Origin of the sequence: Pseudoalteromonas sp. MMG005 (assembly GCF_018101015.1) — a bacterium.
In the GTDB taxonomy this organism is placed as follows: domain Bacteria; phylum Pseudomonadota; class Gammaproteobacteria; order Enterobacterales; family Alteromonadaceae; genus Pseudoalteromonas; species Pseudoalteromonas aurantia.
The window spans coordinates 136,692-154,808 of the sequence record NZ_JAGJEK010000015.1; the positions used below are offsets into that span (position 1 = coordinate 136,692).

General features: G+C 40.0%; 16 protein-coding genes. 13 read left to right on the forward strand and 3 right to left on the reverse strand.

Going from position 1 to position 18,117, the window contains the following annotated elements:
* The first annotated feature begins 11 nt into the window (after positions 1–11).
* The 6 genes from pstA to J8M01_RS13485 all read left to right on the forward strand — a co-directional run bounded on the left by pstA (position 12) and on the right by J8M01_RS13485 (position 6,546).
* Positions 12–1,661 (forward strand): phosphate ABC transporter permease PstA, encoded by a 1,650-nt coding sequence (gene pstA / locus J8M01_RS13460; RefSeq protein WP_210996560.1) that lies wholly within the window; start codon positions 12–14, stop codon positions 1,659–1,661.
* Positions 1,662–1,689: 28 nt separating this feature from the next.
* Positions 1,690–2,517: a phosphate ABC transporter ATP-binding protein PstB gene (gene pstB, locus J8M01_RS13465; protein ID WP_192505819.1), complete on the forward strand. Its 828-nt coding sequence runs from the start codon at positions 1,690–1,692 to the stop codon at positions 2,515–2,517.
* A 26-nt stretch (positions 2,518–2,543) separates the two neighbouring features.
* The gene (gene phoU, locus J8M01_RS13470; RefSeq protein ID WP_192505818.1) at positions 2,544–3,245 is read left to right on the forward strand and encodes a phosphate signaling complex protein PhoU; all 702 of its coding nucleotides are present in this window, start codon (positions 2,544–2,546) and stop codon (positions 3,243–3,245) included.
* Positions 3,246–3,385: 140 nt separating this feature from the next.
* Positions 3,386–4,063 carry a TIGR00153 family protein gene (locus tag J8M01_RS13475; RefSeq protein ID WP_192505817.1) on the forward strand — a complete coding sequence of 226 codons (678 nt, stop codon included), beginning with the start codon at positions 3,386–3,388 and terminating at the stop codon, positions 4,061–4,063.
* A gap of 37 nt (positions 4,064–4,100) precedes the next feature.
* On the forward strand, positions 4,101–5,369 hold the full coding sequence (locus tag J8M01_RS13480) for an inorganic phosphate transporter (RefSeq protein ID WP_192505816.1): 1,269 nt from the start codon (positions 4,101–4,103) through the stop codon (positions 5,367–5,369).
* Positions 5,370–5,640: 271 nt separating this feature from the next.
* A complete protein-coding gene (locus tag J8M01_RS13485; protein ID WP_192505815.1) occupies positions 5,641–6,546 on the forward strand; it encodes a hydrogen peroxide-inducible genes activator in 906 nt (301 codons plus the stop codon).
* Positions 6,547–6,609: 63 nt separating this feature from the next.
* On the opposite strand, the gene J8M01_RS13490 is transcribed toward J8M01_RS13485, so the two are convergent.
* Both J8M01_RS13490 and J8M01_RS13495 read right to left on the reverse strand, forming a co-directional pair.
* On the reverse strand, positions 6,610–6,810 hold the full coding sequence (locus tag J8M01_RS13490) for a hypothetical protein (RefSeq protein ID WP_192505814.1): 201 nt from the start codon (positions 6,808–6,810) through the stop codon (positions 6,610–6,612).
* A gap of 156 nt (positions 6,811–6,966) precedes the next feature.
* The gene (locus J8M01_RS13495) at positions 6,967–9,474 is read right to left on the reverse strand and encodes an EAL domain-containing protein (protein ID WP_211058355.1); all 2,508 of its coding nucleotides are present in this window, start codon (positions 9,472–9,474) and stop codon (positions 6,967–6,969) included.
* A gap of 253 nt (positions 9,475–9,727) precedes the next feature.
* Between J8M01_RS13495 and queA the strand changes: the two genes are divergently transcribed.
* From queA to J8M01_RS13525, 6 genes are all read left to right on the forward strand, one after another.
* Positions 9,728–10,768 (forward strand): tRNA preQ1(34) S-adenosylmethionine ribosyltransferase-isomerase QueA, encoded by a 1,041-nt coding sequence (gene queA, locus J8M01_RS13500; RefSeq protein ID WP_211058361.1) that lies wholly within the window; start codon positions 9,728–9,730, stop codon positions 10,766–10,768.
* A gap of 206 nt (positions 10,769–10,974) precedes the next feature.
* Positions 10,975–12,105: a tRNA guanosine(34) transglycosylase Tgt gene (tgt, locus tag J8M01_RS13505; RefSeq protein WP_192505812.1), complete on the forward strand. Its 1,131-nt coding sequence runs from the start codon at positions 10,975–10,977 to the stop codon at positions 12,103–12,105.
* Positions 12,106–12,138: 33 nt separating this feature from the next.
* Positions 12,139–12,477 carry a preprotein translocase subunit YajC gene (gene yajC, locus J8M01_RS13510; protein ID WP_010364031.1) on the forward strand — a complete coding sequence of 113 codons (339 nt, stop codon included), beginning with the start codon at positions 12,139–12,141 and terminating at the stop codon, positions 12,475–12,477.
* Positions 12,478–12,505: 28 nt separating this feature from the next.
* Positions 12,506–14,365, forward strand: a complete 1,860-nt coding sequence (gene secD, locus J8M01_RS13515) for a protein translocase subunit SecD (protein ID WP_192505811.1) — start codon at positions 12,506–12,508, stop codon at positions 14,363–14,365.
* Positions 14,366–14,374: 9 nt separating this feature from the next.
* The gene (gene secF / locus J8M01_RS13520) at positions 14,375–15,319 is read left to right on the forward strand and encodes a protein translocase subunit SecF (RefSeq protein WP_192505810.1); all 945 of its coding nucleotides are present in this window, start codon (positions 14,375–14,377) and stop codon (positions 15,317–15,319) included.
* A gap of 109 nt (positions 15,320–15,428) precedes the next feature.
* On the forward strand, positions 15,429–15,956 hold the full coding sequence (locus J8M01_RS13525; RefSeq protein ID WP_192505809.1) for a hypothetical protein: 528 nt from the start codon (positions 15,429–15,431) through the stop codon (positions 15,954–15,956).
* 46 nt (positions 15,957–16,002) lie between these two features.
* Here J8M01_RS13525 and J8M01_RS13530 read toward each other — a convergent pair whose 3' ends face one another.
* Positions 16,003–17,157, reverse strand: a complete 1,155-nt coding sequence (locus J8M01_RS13530) for a M23 family metallopeptidase (RefSeq protein WP_211058356.1) — start codon at positions 17,155–17,157, stop codon at positions 16,003–16,005.
* Between the two features lie 267 nt (positions 17,158–17,424).
* On the opposite strand from J8M01_RS13530, the gene J8M01_RS13535 reads away from it, so the two are divergent.
* Entirely contained in the window at positions 17,425–17,577 is a 153-nt protein-coding gene (locus J8M01_RS13535; protein WP_192505807.1) for a hypothetical protein, read from the forward strand.
* The last annotated feature ends 540 nt before the right edge of the window (positions 17,578–18,117 follow it).

Consider the following 18,117-nt stretch of genomic DNA (forward strand, 5'->3'; position numbering starts at 1 on the left):
GAGTTCATGACATGGTAAAGCAGTGGTTTAAGTCAGGTTCTCCATGGATCTGGATGACAGGTGGTGCCGTTAGTATCAGTTTAATATCGGTACTTGGGCTATTAGCGATGATCGCATGGAAAGGCTTGAGCTTTTTCTGGCCATCAGAGGTTGTTGAATTAGAACTCAATGGTTCGGTTGCAAAGCAAACTGTTATAGGTGAAATCTATGACAGAGAAATGGTGCCAAAGTCTCGATTAGAGGCGGCAGGTTATGATCTATCGGCATTTGATGCTGAAGATATAGAACGTATACTTGTAAAAACGGGTAACCGAGAGTACGTAGAGCTTGATTTTAGATGGGTACTTTCTACCGATATTATGAAGCAGTCAATGCCAGCCAAGTTGGCCGTATTCGAGCGTAGTAAAAATGGTAACTTTTATGGGTACGTTGATCATATCGTTGAAAATGGTCAAGTTGTCGAAAATCAGTCTGTTGATAAACTTCACGAATTAGTTGAGCGCGCCGTTGACCTTAACGATGAAGCACTCGACCTACAAAATGGCGACATTGGCCATATTAATTATGAACTTGAAAGGTTACGTTTAAAAGAAAAAGGCTATGAGCTCGATAACGCATTAACCGATGAACGAGTTGCTGATTTACAAGCGCAACGAGTTGCATTGCGTGAGGAGTATAAGGTTTTTGAAAAGCGTTTATTTGAACTGCGTAATCAAGCAAAACGTGATCAAGTTGTTGTAAGAGATATGCGCGGTGAGTTGGTTACACTACCCATTTATCAGGTGTTAGATGTTTGGTTTCCAAATGATATGGGTACATTTGCAAAAGTTGTACATTATTTGTCTCAACTTGGTAAATTTGTGAGTGATGACCCTCGTGAAGCCAATACCGAGGGGGGAGTATTTCCTGCTATTTTCGGTACGGTATTTATGGTTATGCTAATGGCAGTAATTGTGACGCCATTTGGTGTGGTTGCGGCGATTTATTTACATGAGTATGCTGCGAAAAATGCAGTAACTAAAATGATTAGAATTGCAGTAATAAACCTCGCAGGTGTACCTTCTATTGTTTATGGGGTATTTGGCTTAGGCTTTTTCGTGTACGTGTTAGGTGGTTCATTAGACCAGCTATTTTACCCTGAAGCTGCACCAAGTCCGGTGTTTGGTACACCAGGTGTCATTTGGTCTGCATTGACACTGGCAATATTAACGTTACCTGTTGTCATTGTATCAACAGAAGAAGGGTTATCTAGAATTCCAAGCTCAGTACGTCATGGTTCCTTGGCTTTGGGCGCAACACAAGCAGAAACCCTGTGGCGTATTATTGTACCAATGGCAAGCCCTGCTATTATGACTGGGTTAATTTTAGCCGTAGCACGTGCTGCAGGTGAGGTTGCGCCATTGATGTTAGTAGGTGTTGTTAAAATGGCACCAACCTTGCCGTTGGATGGGAATTTTCCATATATACATTTAGATCGTAAGTTTATGCACTTAGGCTTCCATATATATGATGTTGGTTTTCAAAGTCCAAACGTAGAAGCTGCAAGGCCGTTAGTGTATGCAACCGCATTCTTGTTAGTGTCGGTGATCATAGCACTCAATATTACAGCAATCGGTATTCGTAACCATTTGCGTGAAAAGTTCAGATCACTTGAGCATTAATAGTAAAGATTTTAAGTAGGTAAAAAACATGATTACAGTAGCTCCAGAAGTTAATCAGGCCAATGGCCAAATGAAATTAGATTTAGCAAACTTGTCTCCAGAGCAAACCGCACTGGAGATCAAGAACCTCGATCTTTACTATGCCGACAAGCAAGCTCTTAGTAATGTGAACATGCTTATTCCAAAAGGACAGGTTACCGCGTTCATCGGGCCATCAGGCTGTGGTAAGTCAACGTTACTTCGCTGTATTAATCGTATGAATGATTTGGTTGATACATGTCGCATTGAAGGCGAAATTATCTTACACGGGCAAAACATTTATGATAAGCGTGTAGATGTTGCCGCATTGCGCAGAAATGTAGGCATGGTATTCCAACGACCGAACCCATTTCCTAAATCTATTTATGAAAATGTTGTGTATGGCCTTCGTTTACAGGGTATAAAAGATAAACGTAAATTGGATGAAGTTGTAGAGAAGTCGTTACGAGGTGCTGCACTTTGGGATGAAGTAAAAGACAGGCTACATGATAGCGCGTTTGGTTTATCTGGTGGTCAGCAGCAGCGTTTAGTGATTGCGCGTTCTATTGCAATCGAACCTGAAGTGTTATTACTTGATGAACCTACATCAGCACTCGATCCCATTTCAACATTGGTCATTGAAGAGCTCATCAATGATTTAAAGAACAAGTATACGGTTGTCATCGTAACGCACAATATGCAGCAGGCTGCGCGTGTATCTGATCAAACTGCCTTTATGTACATGGGGGAGTTGATTGAATATGCGGATACTAATACTTTATTCACGACGCCATTAAAGAAGAAAACAGAAGATTACATTACAGGTCGTTACGGTTAAGCGCATCAGTTTTTAGGAGAATGAGAGTGGAACATAATTTAAATAAACACATTTCAGGTCGTTTTAACGAAGAGCTGGAAAATGTGCGTAACCATGTATTAAGTATGGGTGGCTTAGTTGAACAACAGCTCAATCTTGCATTAGATGCAGTGAACAGTTGCGACGCCGAGAAGGCGCGTAAAGTCAGTGAAAATGACTATAAAGTCAATGCAATGGAGGTGAACATTGACGAAGAGTGCACACGTATTATTGCAAAGCGTCAGCCGGCAGCGAGTGATTTACGTTTGGTTGTTGCGATTGCTAAAACTATCGCAGATTTAGAGCGTATTGGTGATGAAGCGGAAAGGATTGCACGTGTAGCGTTAGACTCGTTTACGAAAGATCAACAAGATTTGCTGCTGAATATTGATAATATGGGCCGCCAGGTTTCTCGAATGCTTCATGATGTACTTGATGCTTTTGCAAGAATGGATGTACAAAAAGCGTTTGAAGTACACAAAGAAGATGCAAAGGTAGATAGAGAATATGAAGCATTAACACGTCAAATAATGACGTATATGATGGAAGATCCACGCTCAATACCCAAAATTATGGATTTAATTTGGTCTGTGCGTTCTTTAGAGCGGATTGGAGATCGGTGTCAAAATATTGCAGAATACGTAATTTATTTTGTGAATGGAAAAGATATTCGTCATACATCTCAAGAAGATATAGAAAAATCTCTTTAATACCGAGCTATCTTTTCAGGCGTGCATAATTTCGATTATGCACGACTTAATCATCTTATAGATAAAAATCCGTTCACAATAGCGCTTAATGCTGTAAAATTCGTGCTGCAAAGCATATAAATATGATTTAAGGGTCAATTATGCCTACAAACGCGTTTTTAGGAGTATTTGCAAAATCTCCTATTAAGCCAGTGGAAGAACACATTAAAATAGTACATGAGGCGAGTAAGTCTTTGGTGCCATTTTTTAATCATGTTTTCAAAGGGGAATGGACAGAAGCGGAAGCGCTACGAGTTCAGATCCGCAATCTAGAGCGCGAAGCAGATGTTTTAAAACGTGAAGTACGTTTACAGCTTCCTCGTGGTCTTTTTATGCCAGTAGAACGAACAGATCTATTGGAATTAATTACCCACCAAGACAAAATCGCCAATAAAGCGAAAGACATCGCAGGTCGCGTTGTTGGACGTGAAATGGAGATCCCTGAGTCTATCCAAGTTTACTTCCTTACCTACTTGCAACGTTGTGTTGATGCTACAAAACAGGCATCGAAAGCAATCAACGAACTTGACGAACTATTGGAAACCGGTTTTAGAGGTCGCGAAGTGACCTTGGTAGAAAAAATGTTAGTTGAGTTGGATGCAATTGAGCAAGACACGGATGATATGCAAATAATAATCCGCCGAGAATTACGAGCGGTTGAAAGTGAACTAAATCCAATTGATGTGATGTTTTTATATAAAATCATTGAATGGGTTGGTGAGCTTGCAGATATTGCAGAACGTGTTGGTTCGAGATTAGAAGTAATGCTTGCGCGTTAATCTAAAGATAATAGTTTTAAAAAAGTAAGGTTTTACAATGGATATCATTGCATCCTACGGTACCATGTTGGTGCTTTTAGCTGCCGCAGTGGGTTTTTTTATGGCTTATGGTATTGGTGCGAATGACGTTGCCAATGCGATGGGTACTTCGGTTGGTTCTAAAGCACTAACTATTAAGCAAGCAATTATTATTGCTATGATCTTTGAATTCGCTGGTGCGTATCTGGCTGGTGGAGAAGTGACGTCAACAATCCGAAAAGGGATCATTGATGCCGCGCCATTTGCGGATATTCCTGAGCTGATGGTGTTAGGTATGATCTCAGCACTATTTGCAGCCGGAACATGGTTACTACTGGCGTCAGTGCTGGGTTGGCCTGTATCAACAACTCATTCGATTATTGGTGCCATTATTGGTTTTGCCCTAGTTGCGGTAGGTAGTGAAGCGATTCAATGGGACAAAGTTGCGGGAATTGTGGGCAGTTGGATTGTGACTCCTGCAATATCAGGTTTTATTGCTTATCTCATATTTATGAGTGCGCAGAAACTCATATTTGACACAGAGCAGCCACTAAAGAATGCAAAACGCTTTGTGCCTATCTATATGGGCCTTGCCGGCTTCGTTATGTCTTTGGTAACGATCAAAAAGGGTTTGAAGCACATAGGCATTAACTTAGGCACTTTTGAGGGTTATGCTTTGGCTATCGGTATTGCTGTTGTCATCGGTATTATCGGTAAGTTTGTGATAGATCGTATGAAGATGGATCCACAAGCTGATAAACAAATGCAATTTAATAACGTTGAGAAAGTATTCGCTATCTTAATGGTATTGACGGCTTGTTGTATGGCATTTGCACATGGTTCAAATGATGTTGCTAATGCGATTGGTCCACTTGCTGCTGTTGTTAACATTGTTGAAAACAATGGGGAAATTGCTAAGAAAGCGGCAATTGCTTGGTGGATTTTACCTTTAGGCGGGTTCGGTATTGTTGCAGGTCTAGCCATTTTAGGTAAAAAAGTAATAAAAACAATTGGTGAAGGGATCACACATTTAACACCTAGCCGAGGCTTTGCCGCTGAATTAGCAGCTGCTTCAACCGTTGTTATCGCCTCAGGAACTGGTCTTCCAATTTCTACTACACAAACATTGGTTGGTGCGGTGTTAGGGGTTGGTATGGCACGTGGTATTGCGGCATTGAATATGTCGGTGGTAAGAAACATTGTAGTTTCTTGGGTAATCACATTGCCAGTTGGCGCTGCCCTTGCTATTGTTATATTCTACATATTAAGAACCGCATTTGGCGTGTAATTAATAAAACAGACTTTTAGCTTGAAAAGATCTCAATACTCTAGGTATTGGGGTCTTTTTATTTTTTAATCGCGTATAAGTCACGGTTCTTCAAGTTGGCATTTTTTGCCTAGTTGGCACCCTCAAATAAAAATGTGTTAATCATATTAAAATATTACCCATATATCTAGGAGTGCACTTTAAGCAATTGATATAAGCAAATTGTTTTCCTTGCCTGGCATCAAGGTTATACTGCTACTATCTATCTCAAGCCGTAGCAAAGTTTTATACAGTGAATAACTTACCTAGTATCAAGCAACTTCAATATTTAATCGCAGTGCATCAACACCAGCATTTTGGCAGAGCTGCTGAAGCATGCTTTATCGGTCAATCGACACTAAGTAGCGCGATTCAAACACTGGAAGAAACTCTGGGGTGTCAACTCATAGAACGAGAAAATCGCAGTCTGATGTTTACTGATATCGGAGAGGAGGTCGTTGTTCGTGCAAAAAAAATAATTGCGGATACGATGAGCGTAAAAGAATTAACTAAAAGTTATAAACACCCTTTATCTGGCAAGCTTACTTTAGGCGTGATCCCTACTATTGCGAGCTTTATTGCTGCACCACTATATCAGTTCTGTAAACAACAATTCCCGCAGTTACAACTTGTTTTGGTCGAAGACACCAGTGATCGCCTGTTAGATAAGCTGGAGCATGGTCATATTGATATGGGCATGCTTGCATTGCCTTATCATACTGACAAATTTCACACTCAAATTTTAGCGCAAGATCACTTTTCTCTGGTGCACCACAAAGAGTATCTCGTAGCCGACGGCGTTGAAGATTTTAATTTATTGCCAGAACAAAGTGTGTTTTTACTAGAAAAGGAGCACTGTATGACAGGCCATGCACTTAGCGCATGCCATTTAAATCGAAGTGCATGTATAAACCCCTTTGAAGCTGCAAATTTGCATACCTTATTAAGTATGGTGGAGTATCAAAATGGTGTGACGTTTTTGCCTAAAATGGCAATTAATGCGGGCATTTTAGATGGAAAAAACATGACGGCAAAAGCTTCTCAAGCAGATGCCTATCGCGAAATTGGATTATTGTGGCGAAAAACTACAGGTCGAATTCGTGACTTTAGACTGTTCAGTGAGCAAGTAGGTGTATTTGTTTCTGAACAGTGTAAGTAAACAAAATAAAAAATGGGTGCATCACGCACCCATTAAAGAGACTAACTAACGTTAATAGATCACTTATAGTGGCTGTTCAAAGTTCCTAGCACTATTGAGATTTGGTAAAAACAATAAATATACCCACACCACTAAATTGAAGTAAGGTATTAGTGCAAGTGTTATAAACAGCTTGTTCGGGTAACCTTTATTTAGTGAGATACGGTAGCATTGCTGTGCGACGATAAAATGAACCGTCAATAAAAATGAAATCAGTAGTAGCATAATAACACTCCTCGATATCCATAGTGCGATGTAGCTCAATCCATTGAATGTCCACTAGAAAAGAATAAATCAATAACTTAGGTGGACATCTTCACATTAGAGTAATTATAGATGATTTTTTGACAAGGAAAAGAGGGCCCTTGCAATTATTTTTTATCAACTTGTTTTACTGGCTAAAATAGTTTCTAAATTGTCTTTTAATGCTGAAATAGGCATTGGTCTAGCAATGAAATAGCCTTGACCATAATCGACACCAATGTCTTTAAGGGCTAAAAAAATCTCAATGTTTTCAACATACTCAGCGACAGAACGTTTATCTAATGAATGACTTATATCATGTACTGCTTTTACCAATGCGAGGTCAATGGGGTCATTAAGCATATCTCGAACAAATGATCCATCAATTTTAACGTGCTGCGCAGGCAACTGTTTTAAGTAGCTAAAAGTGCTAAATCCAGTACCAAAATCATCAATCGAAAAGTGGCAACCAAGTTGGTTTAACTTAGCTATCATGGTTTGTGTTGCGTTTAAGTTGTTAATACTCGCTGATTCAGTTATTTCAAATATAATATGTTCAGCAGGCACTTGATATTCAATCAAGCACGCTTGTATATGTGGTAATAAGCGCTCATCTAAGAAAGAGTGTGCAGAGAGGTTAATGGCAATTTGATTGAGCTCCTGATGCTCTGCAACGTCTTTAATGGCTTGTTTAATTACGCACTTGTCCATGAGGAAAGTATCGTTGAGCAGCTCTAAAGCGGGAATAAAGTGGTTTGGATAAACGAGTTCATCATTAATTTTTAGACGCAGGAGGGTTTCATAGTAAGCAACCGTGTTCTTTTTGAAGTCCCAAATAGCTTGATAATGTAGTTCGATATGGTTATTTTGCAGTGCTTGCCTCACACTGTGGCCCCACTCAAGTCCCGTCTGCAATGTATTATTTTGAGCGTCTTCCTTGTTATAGCAATGTACTAGGTTACGACCTAAATTTTTTGCTATGTAAAGTGCAATGTCAGCTTGTTTAAGGCACTCATTTGCATCATGGTTACTGGGGGTTATTTGTGTCAGTCCAATAGAGCAGCTAATTGAATAGCTATGCTCTTCTGAATGAAAAATATGTTTTTCGATAGCAACACAGATACTTTCTGCTGCTAAATGGGCGTCAAGTAAATTAATATTTTTTAAAATGACTGCAAATTCATCACCGCCGATACGGAAAATTAAATGTTCATCATCGATATTGCTGCCAAATAGTTGTGACACTTCTTTTAATACGATATCTCCTTGTTGATGGCCTTTACTATCGTTGATGATTTTGAAGTGATCTAAATCTATATATAAAAGGGCGTGCTCGGTTGTCGAGTCAGGTTCAACTTTACTGCATAACAACTGCAATTGCTGATCGAAATAATAGCGATTATGCAAGCCTGTTAAAGTATCATGTAGCGCAAGGTGGCGTAGTTGTAATTCAGCTTGCTTACGTTCATGAATATTGTCTAAAGTAGCAGTGATTGTAGCTCGATTGGTACTATTTTTTATCAATTGAAAGCGGCATTCTGTCCATATACTGTGTGCTTGTTGGTGAACAAGCTTAAGCTCTAGTTGAGCATGTTGTAACTTACCAGATAAGATATTACCAAGTGTTTTTTGTAATGTCTCTTGATGTTCTATTCCAAAATAATCACACAACCCTTTACCAATACTCGCTTTTATTCGGTACCCAGAGAGAGACTCCCAAGCTGGGTTTATAAAACGTATATGGCCTTGTGTATCCAGTTCCATAACTACGGTGTTTAAGTGTAACAAGATACGCTGATGTGCTGAAAAAAGTTCTTTATAGCGATGTTCACTGCGACTTAACAAAGAGACCTTATCGGCAAACTCGGCATAACTCACCATGAAATCTTCGCGTCGAGCGGCATGATCACATACTTTGCCGAGCATAGAAATATCATATGGTGCACGAACAAAGTCAGTGACACCCAGAAGTAGTAACTGCTCAGCATAATCAGCGTCTTTATTGTCGATAATCGTGACGATTGCTTGGTTGGGATTATGCTCTAAAATACTATCAACTAATTCTTTAGCCGCTTCAGCACGGGTGGCTGTAGCGTCCAGTAGTACTATGGAGTATTGATGTTGTAAAAATTGCGATAACGCGGCATTAGCTGTTGTGACATGTGTACACGAGAAGTTAAGTGCCAAATGTTGGCAAATTTCATTGGCTCTTTGGGTATCGCTTTCGAGTAATAATAGATCCAAACGACTACTTTTTTCTAAATGTGTCGATAGTACATTGGCTAAAACTTGAGGCAACATCTCTTGGCGTTCGAATGGTAATACTGCATCTATACTGTAGCTGCGGGCGGTTGTTTCGGCAATGCGCTCGCAATAAATCGGCGGTATGAGAACAATCGGCGTATTTTTTGGGGTTTGAAGTAACCCTGAACGGATCATCCTAGCGAAGCGCCAGCCATCTATTTTTCCGACATCTAACCCCGTTATGATCAAATCAACCGCTTGTTTCTTTAATACTTGTAAAGCAGCTTGGCTATCTGCACGTTCAATGAATTGAAACACATCTAAATTAGAGAGTGTTTGTTTTATCGCGCAGCGTTCTTCATTGCTCGCGTTCACAATTAGCAAGTTAAGTTGTCTTGCCATGGTTACAACCTTAAACCCATGTCAGTCTTTAGTAACAATCCGTACCTCTAGTTATAGTAATGTCACAAGTAATTGTTTCTAATTGGCTATCTAGTGTAACTCGCATATCCAACTCCTTTGGTGCGTTGCGCTTTTTTGTCAGCAGCCAGCAATCAGGCTAGGTTAATGCTATTTTTGCAAGGTTACAAGCACTTGATTTAGGCTTTTAGGATCTCTAGACTTGGCGCCAATTAAGATATTGAGAGAAGTTGCCATGCGCGTTGCTGATTTTAGCTTTGAATTACCAGATGAATTAATTGCTCGTCATCCTAAAAAAGAACGAACAAGTAGTCGTTTACTCACCTTAAACGGTAATAGTGGCCAGCTTGATCATAAAACCTTTAAAGACATTATCGACATGCTCGAACCGAATGACTTGATGGTGTTTAATAATACAAAAGTTATCCCAGCTAGGATGTTTGGACAAAAAGCGTCAGGTGGTAAAGTAGAAGTACTGGTTGAACGGGTCCTTGATGAGCATAGGGTGCTAGCACATGTACGTGCTAGCAAGTCACCTAAGCCTGGCACTGAACTTATTCTTGAAGGTAAGGCTCAGGCAACGATGGTGGCGCGTCATGGGGAACTGTTTGAATTAAAATTTGCGGGTGAGCAAACCGTCTTAACTATTTTAGATGATATTGGTCATATGCCGTTGCCTCCTTATATCGACAGACCTGATGAAGATGAAGATAAAGAGCGCTATCAAACCGTCTACAATGAGAAACCTGGTGCAGTCGCAGCACCAACAGCTGGGTTACACTTTGATGAAGCGCTACTTGAACAAATTAAAAACAAAGGGATTGAAACTGCTTTTATTACGCTACATGTCGGCGCAGGGACTTTTCAACCGGTGCGTGTAGATGATATAGATGATCATGTTATGCACTCTGAATATATTGAAGTGCCAGATAATGTGGTTGCAGCCATTGCGAGAACAAAAGCCAAAGGGGGGAGAGTTGTTGCTGTGGGAACAACCTCAGTACGCTCACTTGAATCAGCAGCCAAAGCAAGTGACAGCGAGTTAAAAGCGTTTTATGGTGATACTGACATATTTATTTACCCAGGTTATGAGTTTCAAGTCGTGGATGCAATGGTGACTAACTTTCATTTACCCGAGTCGACTCTAATTATGTTGGTGAGCGCATTTTCTGGCCAAGCGCATATTATGAGTGCATATCACACTGCGGTTGAAGAGCAATACCGCTTTTTCAGTTACGGTGATGCAATGTTTTTAACAAAACAAACCCAAAAGTAGTAATTAAACAAGCCCAGACCTCACTGGGCTTGTTAACAAAATCATCACTTTTAGTCTTCACTTGCTTTAAAAGTCAAATTTCGGCCCAATAATTAGAATTGCACCCATAAACAAGGTAGAATCGAGCAGATTTTTTAACCTGATTATTAACGACTAACTGTTAATAGCTGTTTATGTTGGACTGTTTTTCCGACTTTGAGGTAATAATGAAATTTGAATTAGATCGTACTGACGGAAAAGCGCGCCGTGGCCGCTTGATTTTTGACCGTGGTGTTGTAGAAACCCCCGCGTTTATGCCTGTAGGTACGTACGGTACAGTAAAAGGTATGACGCCAGATGAGTTAAAAGGCACCGGCGCTGAAATTTGCTTAGGTAACACCTTTCATTTGATGCTGCGTCCGGGCACTGAAATCATCAAACAACATGGTGATTTACACGATTTTATGAATTGGGATAAACCAATTCTTACTGACTCAGGTGGCTTCCAAGTATTTAGTTTAGGGGCGATGCGTAAAATCTCTGAGGAAGGCGTTTTATTTCAATCGCCGGTTAATGGTGAGAAAATAATGTTGTCACCTGAGAAAGCGATGCAGGTACAGTGTGACTTAGGGTCTGACATTGTTATGATTTTTGATGAATGTACGCCATACCCAGCGACTGAAAAAGAAGCGCGTGATTCAATGGAATTATCATTGCGTTGGGCTAAACGCTCAAAAGAAGGACATGGTGATAACCCTTCCGCTTTGTTTGGGATCATTCAAGGTGGCATGTACCCTGAGCTGCGTGCGGTATCACAAAAAGGATTAGAAGAAATAGGCTTTGACGGTTATGCACTCGGAGGCTTGTCAGTCGGCGAACCAAAAGAAGATATGATCCGTATTTTGGACAATTGTGCATATAAAATGCCTGAAGATAAACCTCGTTATTTAATGGGGGTGGGTAAGCCTGAAGATTTAGTAGAAGCTGTGCGTCGCGGTATTGATATGTTTGACTGTGTTATGCCAACAAGAAATGCGCGTAATGGTCATTTATTCATTACAGGCGGGGTGATAAAAATCCGCAATGCTGTACATAAAACAGATACAGGGCCATTAGACCCTGAGTGTGATTGTCATACGTGTGAGGGGTACTCTCGCGCTTACCTACATCACTTAGATAAATGTAATGAAATTCTAGGCGCACGTTTAAATACTATTCATAATTTACGTTACTATCAACGTGTTATGGAAGGGTTGCGCAATGCAATTAGTGAAGGTAAATTGGATGAATTTGTTGCTGATTTCTATTCACGCCGTAATTTACCAGTACCGCCACTGGCTGATACTACAACAAATTAAATAGCAAATTTTAAAAATTAAAGAGGAAGTATTATGAGTTTATTTATGTCGAGTGCACATGCAAGCACGGCAGGCGCAGCACCTGCAGGTGGTGGTATGGAAATGTTGATCATGTTAGCCGTGTTTGGCTTGGTGTTCTACTTCCTAATTTACCGTCCACAAGCGAAGCGTGTAAAAGAGCATAAAAGTTTGATGGGAGCGTTAGGCAAAGGTGATGAGGTTTTAACACAAGGCGGTTTAGTTGGGAAAATATCAAAAGTATCTGATGACAAAGACTTTGTTGTTGTGGCTTTAAATGATCAAGCAGAAGTAACAGTTCAAAAATCAGCAATTTCGGCAGTGTTACCAAAAGGTACAATGAAGTCGCTATAATACATAACAATAAAAAAGGGATAGTCCAGTGTTAAACAAGTATCCAATGTGGAAATACTTACTTGTTCTCGCTGTGTTAGCGGTGGGCATTTTATATGCTTCACCAAACTTGTATGGCCGAGATCCGGCCATACAAGTTTCTGGTACTAAAGGTGCTAGTGCTGATTTAAGCGTAGTAGATCAAGTAAATAAAACACTTAACGATAACAATGTCACTGTTAAATCAACAGTGTTAGAAAATGGGCAAGTGCTAATACGCTTTAAAAATGTCGAAGAGCAATTAAAAGCTCAAGATATTTTGCGTGACTCATTAAGTGAAGAGTATATTTCTGCAATAAATATGAGCCCAGCTCAACCTGAGTGGTTAAAAAACTTAGGTGGTAATCCAATGAAACTCGGGTTGGATTTAAGTGGTGGTGTACATTTTACTATGGAAGTAGATATGGTCACTGCGCTAGATAATGCGTTAGAAACCATGGAGCAAGATTTTAAGAGCGATTTACGTGGTGAAAAACTGCGTTATCGCAGCGTTCGACGAGTTTCCGGTAGTGAGCGTATTCAAGTTGTAATGCGTGGTGATGCAGATAGGGATGCAGCAGAGCGTTTCCTGAAAGGGCGTTACCCTCTTTATACATTTATTAATGATAGCAGTAATGATTTAGCATTTTTTGCTAGTCTTTCACCGCAAAAATTTAAAGAAATTCGTGAATACGCCATCAAACAAAATGAAACGATTATTCGTAATCGTATTAACCAACTTGGGGTTGCAGAGCCGAATGTTCAACGCCAAGGCGCTGAGCGTATTATTGTTCAGTTACCAGGGGTACAAGATACAGCCCGTGCAAAAGAGATATTAGGCGCAACGGCAACGCTAGAGTTTCGTGAAGTAGATGAAAACGCAGATGTGCGTTCAGCAGCGCAAGGTAGAGTCCCCCCTGGAACTGAAGTAATTAATCATAAAGATGGCTATCCAGTCGTCATGAAGAAGCGCGTTATTTTAGCTGGTACACATATCACAGGTGCCCAATCAGGTGTTGATGAGTATCAACGTCCTCAGGTGAGTATTAGCCTCGATAGTAAAGGTGGTGCAAAAATGAGTGCCTTTACTAAACGAGCTGTAGGGAAACGGATGGCGACGGTTTTCATTGAATATAAGCCATCGGGCAAAAAAGATGAAAATGGTAAAGCACTGCCGCCTATCAAGGTAGAAGAAGTTATTAACGTTGCGACTATTCAGTCCCGGTTAAATAACTCATTCCGAATTACTGGTATTGATAACCCAGCTGAAGCACATAACTTAAGTTTACTGTTACGCGCAGGTGCATTGGTTGCTCCAATCCAAATTGTTGAAGAGCGTACTGTAGGCCCAAGTCTCGGTCAAGAGAACATAGAGGCAGGTATGACAGCCGTGGTGCTAGGTTTTGCGTTTGTATTAGCATTTATGTTGGCGTATTACAAAGGTTTTGGCTTGGTTGCTAATTTGGCACTAGCTGCAAATTTAGTATTGATCATTGGTGTAATGTCTATGATCCCTGGCGCTACTCTTACGTTACCAGGTATTGCTGGTATTGTACTGACTGTTGGTATGGCGGTTGATGCCAATGTATTGATATTTGAACGTATACGTGAAGAATTAGCAGATGGACGTAGTCCGCAGCAGGCGGTACACCAAGGGTATGACAGTGCATTTAGTACTATATTTGATGCAAATATTACGACGTTAATCGCAGCTGTGATTTTGTTCTCAGTAGGTACAGGTCCTATTGCCGGTTTCGCAGTGACACTCGCGATTGGTATTTTAACGTCTATGTTTACAGCCATTATTGGCACACGTGCGGTGATAAATTTCTTCATCGGTGGTAAACGTATCGATAAGCTTTCAATTTAGGGGAACGAAATGCAGTTATTAAAATTGAAAGACACCATTCGTTTTATGTCGGCACGCAAGTTAACGATGGCATTTTCCGCATTGCTGATTGTTGCATCGATTGCGTCTATGGCAATACGAGGTTTGAACTTTGGTCTGGACTTTACTGGTGGAACAGCAGTGGAAGTTGGCTTTTCTCAGCCCGCTGATCTAAAGAAAATTCGTTCGGTATTAGCTGAAAATGGTTTTGCTGATGCGTCAGTACAATTATTTGGTACCAGCCAAGAAGTTTTGGTTCGATTGGCACCACGTGGTGATGATGTTAAAGCTGAAGAAATTGGTAATCAGCTAGTTGCAGCCTTACAACAAGCTGATAGCAGTGTTGAAATGCGCCGTATTGAATTTGTTGGTCCAAGTGTTGGTGAAGATCTTAAAGAGCAAGGTGGTTTAGCGATGCTAACCGCTTTAATTTGTATCTTGCTGTATGTTGCATTTAGATTTGAGTGGCGATTTGCGGTTGGTGCTGTTGCTGCACTGTTCCATGATGTGATCTTAACAATGGGGCTATTCTCGCTTCTAGATTTAGAGTTTGACTTAACCATACTAGCGGCCATTCTTGCGGTGATAGGTTACTCACTCAATGATACGATTGTTGTCTCAGATCGTATCCGTGAAAACTTCCGTAAAGTACGTATTGATGACACATTAGAAATAATTAATATTTCATTGACGCAGACACTTAACCGTACGTTAGTTACTTCAATTACAACCATTCTTGTGCTTGTAGCCTTGTTTGTTTGGGGTGGCCAAACAATTCACGGCTTTGCGACTGCACTATTGTTTGGTGTTTTTATTGGTACTTATTCTTCGGTATATGTTGCCAGTTCAGTTGCAGTGGCCATGGGAGTGAGTAAAGAAGACCTTATTCCTGTTGAAGTTGAGAAAGAGGGTGCTGATTTAGACGCTATGCCATAGACGCTAATATCGATACTGAAAAAGCCACACTTAGTGTGGCTTTTTTTGTTTCAATAAAATGACACATGAGTATAATGAGAATCGTTTTCAATCATACTTTGAGGTTCTTATGTATAAACAGTTGGTAATTTTGCTAGCTGCAGCCAGTTTGACTGCATGTTCAGAAAAGGAAGAAGTCGCACAGGTACAGTCGGCACCTGTTGAAAAAGCTGAAACTACGCTTCAGGCATATAAGAGTCAGGCTAAATCCTTGTTAGCAGATATTAGAACTCAAAATACGGCTCAAGAATTAGAGCAAAGCTCAGCTAACTTAGTCAAAACTTCTCGTAAATTAATTTCGGAATTTACCTTGAAATACCCTCAGTGCCAAACATATTTAGGGGCACTAGATGCTGCAGCTGATGTGATCCCGACACTGCCATTAGAAGAAATTGAAACGGGATATCATGCTGATGGTAAACTCCCGAAGTTTGATGACCCCGTTTGTTATCATGCAAAAGATTTATTAGTGCACCCAGCAACAGTTCAAGCGATTGCTAAGCTTGGCTTTAAATCTGATACAGCTTATCAAGATGCGGAGCTTGAAATTGTTGAAGTGATTGCGCATTTTGATCAAGTAGAACGCGCTCTAAATTAAGAACTAAAATAAAGGGCTGTATTTGAACAGCCCTTTATACGTTGTACTATTTATAGAGCGCCCTCCAAGCACACGTTCTATATCCATTTTTCTCAAAATAAAAATTTCGGCAATTGTCATCATAATTACTGTTACCAACATCTATTCTATAGTTGCTGATGTACCAGTTATGCAGTGATGTGAAGCGCCCATTACTTAGCAAAGAAAAATGTACATGCGGTCCACTAGATTGCCCGCCTTGACATAGTGCTTGGTCTTTTCTATTGGCATAACGACCTAGCCACGCACCAGAATTAATTACATCCCCTGTTTGGTAGCGTAAATTACTCATATGATAATATTGTGTGGCGTAACCACTAGAGTGAGTTACGCGTATGTTACATGACGAGTATCGAGTTACCGTACCACCGTGGGCAGCTTGCACCCAAGGAGTGTTACTCCCCCAACCACCAGAGCCATTATTAAAATCTAAAGAAGAGTAAGGGTAGCCTGAACCCGTATTTGAATGGGCACCGCCGCTATACCATGCGTAGCCTGAAGGCCATGGAAAATTCATATAAAAGCTATTGCTTGAATCAACCTGTATTTTAGCTGTTTGGTTTTGTGAAAGTAAGAGGGAAGTATTACTGAGAGTGTTATATATACTAACTAACTCATGTAAAGAGTTATAGGGTACGACCTGTGCGCTCATTAGCACGCTGAGCAAACTTGCAGTAGCTGAGTTTGTACGGCTTTGAAACGGCTTTTTCTCAACTTCTTGCTCGAATTGGTAAAAGCGTTGATTCAGTATTAGTGCTAAATCTTGGATTTGAGCAGCAAAACCTACTTTGTCGCTTAATGTGCCAAAAGGCGACAATATATTCGATTTAGTTGGCTTGCTTAGTACGCTGCTCTGTAGCTCCATTAATGCCAATAAAAGTTTGGGATTAATGCTAGAGTGTCCAGCCCAATGTAGTAAGGTTGTTTTCCATTCTAATAGATGTGGTGCATTACTATAGAAAAAGGCATCCCAGTCTTCGTTTTGCAATTCGTTGTTATATACAAATTCACTCTGATCTATGGCTATTACTGAGTGTGTGATTGCTTGAATTCGCGCAGTGTGTTTTGAGCTAAGCGCTTTTGCTTCGTGATGTTGTCCTTGCGCTTGAACAAACCCCATTATGGGTAATGTGAGGACTGAAAAGCATAGTATTGATTTCATGTTGTATCCTTATCTTCTTTGATGTATTCCTTATATGTATATAAACCTGATAATAAATTGTAAAATAAATGGTCAAAAAATATGCTTTTATCTGTATTGTATGATTTACGAACAACCTATTCCGATGTGGTTATTAGAATGCATTTAATTTAAAAGTCGATGTATTATAGTGCATTGCTCTTTTAGAGATGAAAACTTAATTGCTAATATTGCAAAAGTGCTTAGCTGAGCTATTTTTATCTTTACAGTACATTGTGGGGTGTCTTTATGAAACCGATTATTTTTATAGAGCAGCTTGAAGCATTGCTAGAAGAGCGTAAATTTAAAGATCGTCGTCAGTTAAAGCAGATTGTCCATCCTTTATTTGAACGACGAATATCTCATAGGAGAAAAGCACACCATTGTTCCGTTATGAAATAATGTATTTAACCTCAGCTCTGGATAAGCGAATTTGCCCAATAAAGCTATTTTTCTCACTCTCGGCGTTGCTTTCATTTGTAATAGCCCGCTATTACTGAATAAAAACGCCTTGATATTGAACAAAATATCATCATTTGATTGTACGTAAGTTTGTTTGCAAAACATTTTCTATTCCAAAACCCTTATCCAAACTTGAGGTTATTTAAGCAGTTTAATGAGTTAGTTTGCAGGAAAGCGAATTAACTTTAATGGTATGAGAATTGATTACGGCCAATACATGCTACTTTAACCTAAGTTCGAAATTGAAAAGTAAACTTAAAAGCGGCGCTATTTTGTACGTAAAACATGCTGGTTTTTTTTTAATGTATTAAAAATGTGCTTTTCGAGTGATATTCGCTCGAACTCATTGTTTTTATCACTTTTCTGAAAATAAACGCTTGCGCTTTTTCTGCATCTCCCTATAATGCGACCCCACTGACACGGAGCGCTACGCTAACTTAGCAAAGCAAAACGCAGTCAGCGTCGAGTAAAACTTAAATT

Coding starts and splice junctions, on each gene's coding strand:
- pstA (WP_210996560.1), top strand. CDS start 12: ATGGTAAAGCAGTGGTTTAAGTCAGGTTCTCCATGGATCTGGATGACA.
- pstB (WP_192505819.1), top strand. CDS start 1,690: ATGATTACAGTAGCTCCAGAAGTTAATCAGGCCAATGGCCAAATGAAA.
- J8M01_RS13475 (WP_192505817.1), top strand. CDS start 3,386: ATGCCTACAAACGCGTTTTTAGGAGTATTTGCAAAATCTCCTATTAAG.
- J8M01_RS13480 (WP_192505816.1), top strand. CDS start 4,101: ATGGATATCATTGCATCCTACGGTACCATGTTGGTGCTTTTAGCTGCC.
- J8M01_RS13490 (WP_192505814.1), bottom strand. CDS start 6,810: ATGCTACTACTGATTTCATTTTTATTGACGGTTCATTTTATCGTCGCA.
- J8M01_RS13495 (WP_211058355.1), bottom strand. CDS start 9,474: ATGGCAAGACAACTTAACTTGCTAATTGTGAACGCGAGCAATGAAGAA.
- queA (WP_211058361.1), top strand. CDS start 9,728: ATGCGCGTTGCTGATTTTAGCTTTGAATTACCAGATGAATTAATTGCT.
- tgt (WP_192505812.1), top strand. CDS start 10,975: ATGAAATTTGAATTAGATCGTACTGACGGAAAAGCGCGCCGTGGCCGC.
- yajC (WP_010364031.1), top strand. CDS start 12,139: ATGAGTTTATTTATGTCGAGTGCACATGCAAGCACGGCAGGCGCAGCA.
- secF (WP_192505810.1), top strand. CDS start 14,375: ATGCAGTTATTAAAATTGAAAGACACCATTCGTTTTATGTCGGCACGC.
- J8M01_RS13525 (WP_192505809.1), top strand. CDS start 15,429: ATGTATAAACAGTTGGTAATTTTGCTAGCTGCAGCCAGTTTGACTGCA.
- J8M01_RS13530 (WP_211058356.1), bottom strand. CDS start 17,157: ATGAAATCAATACTATGCTTTTCAGTCCTCACATTACCCATAATGGGG.
- J8M01_RS13535 (WP_192505807.1), top strand. CDS start 17,425: ATGAAACCGATTATTTTTATAGAGCAGCTTGAAGCATTGCTAGAAGAG.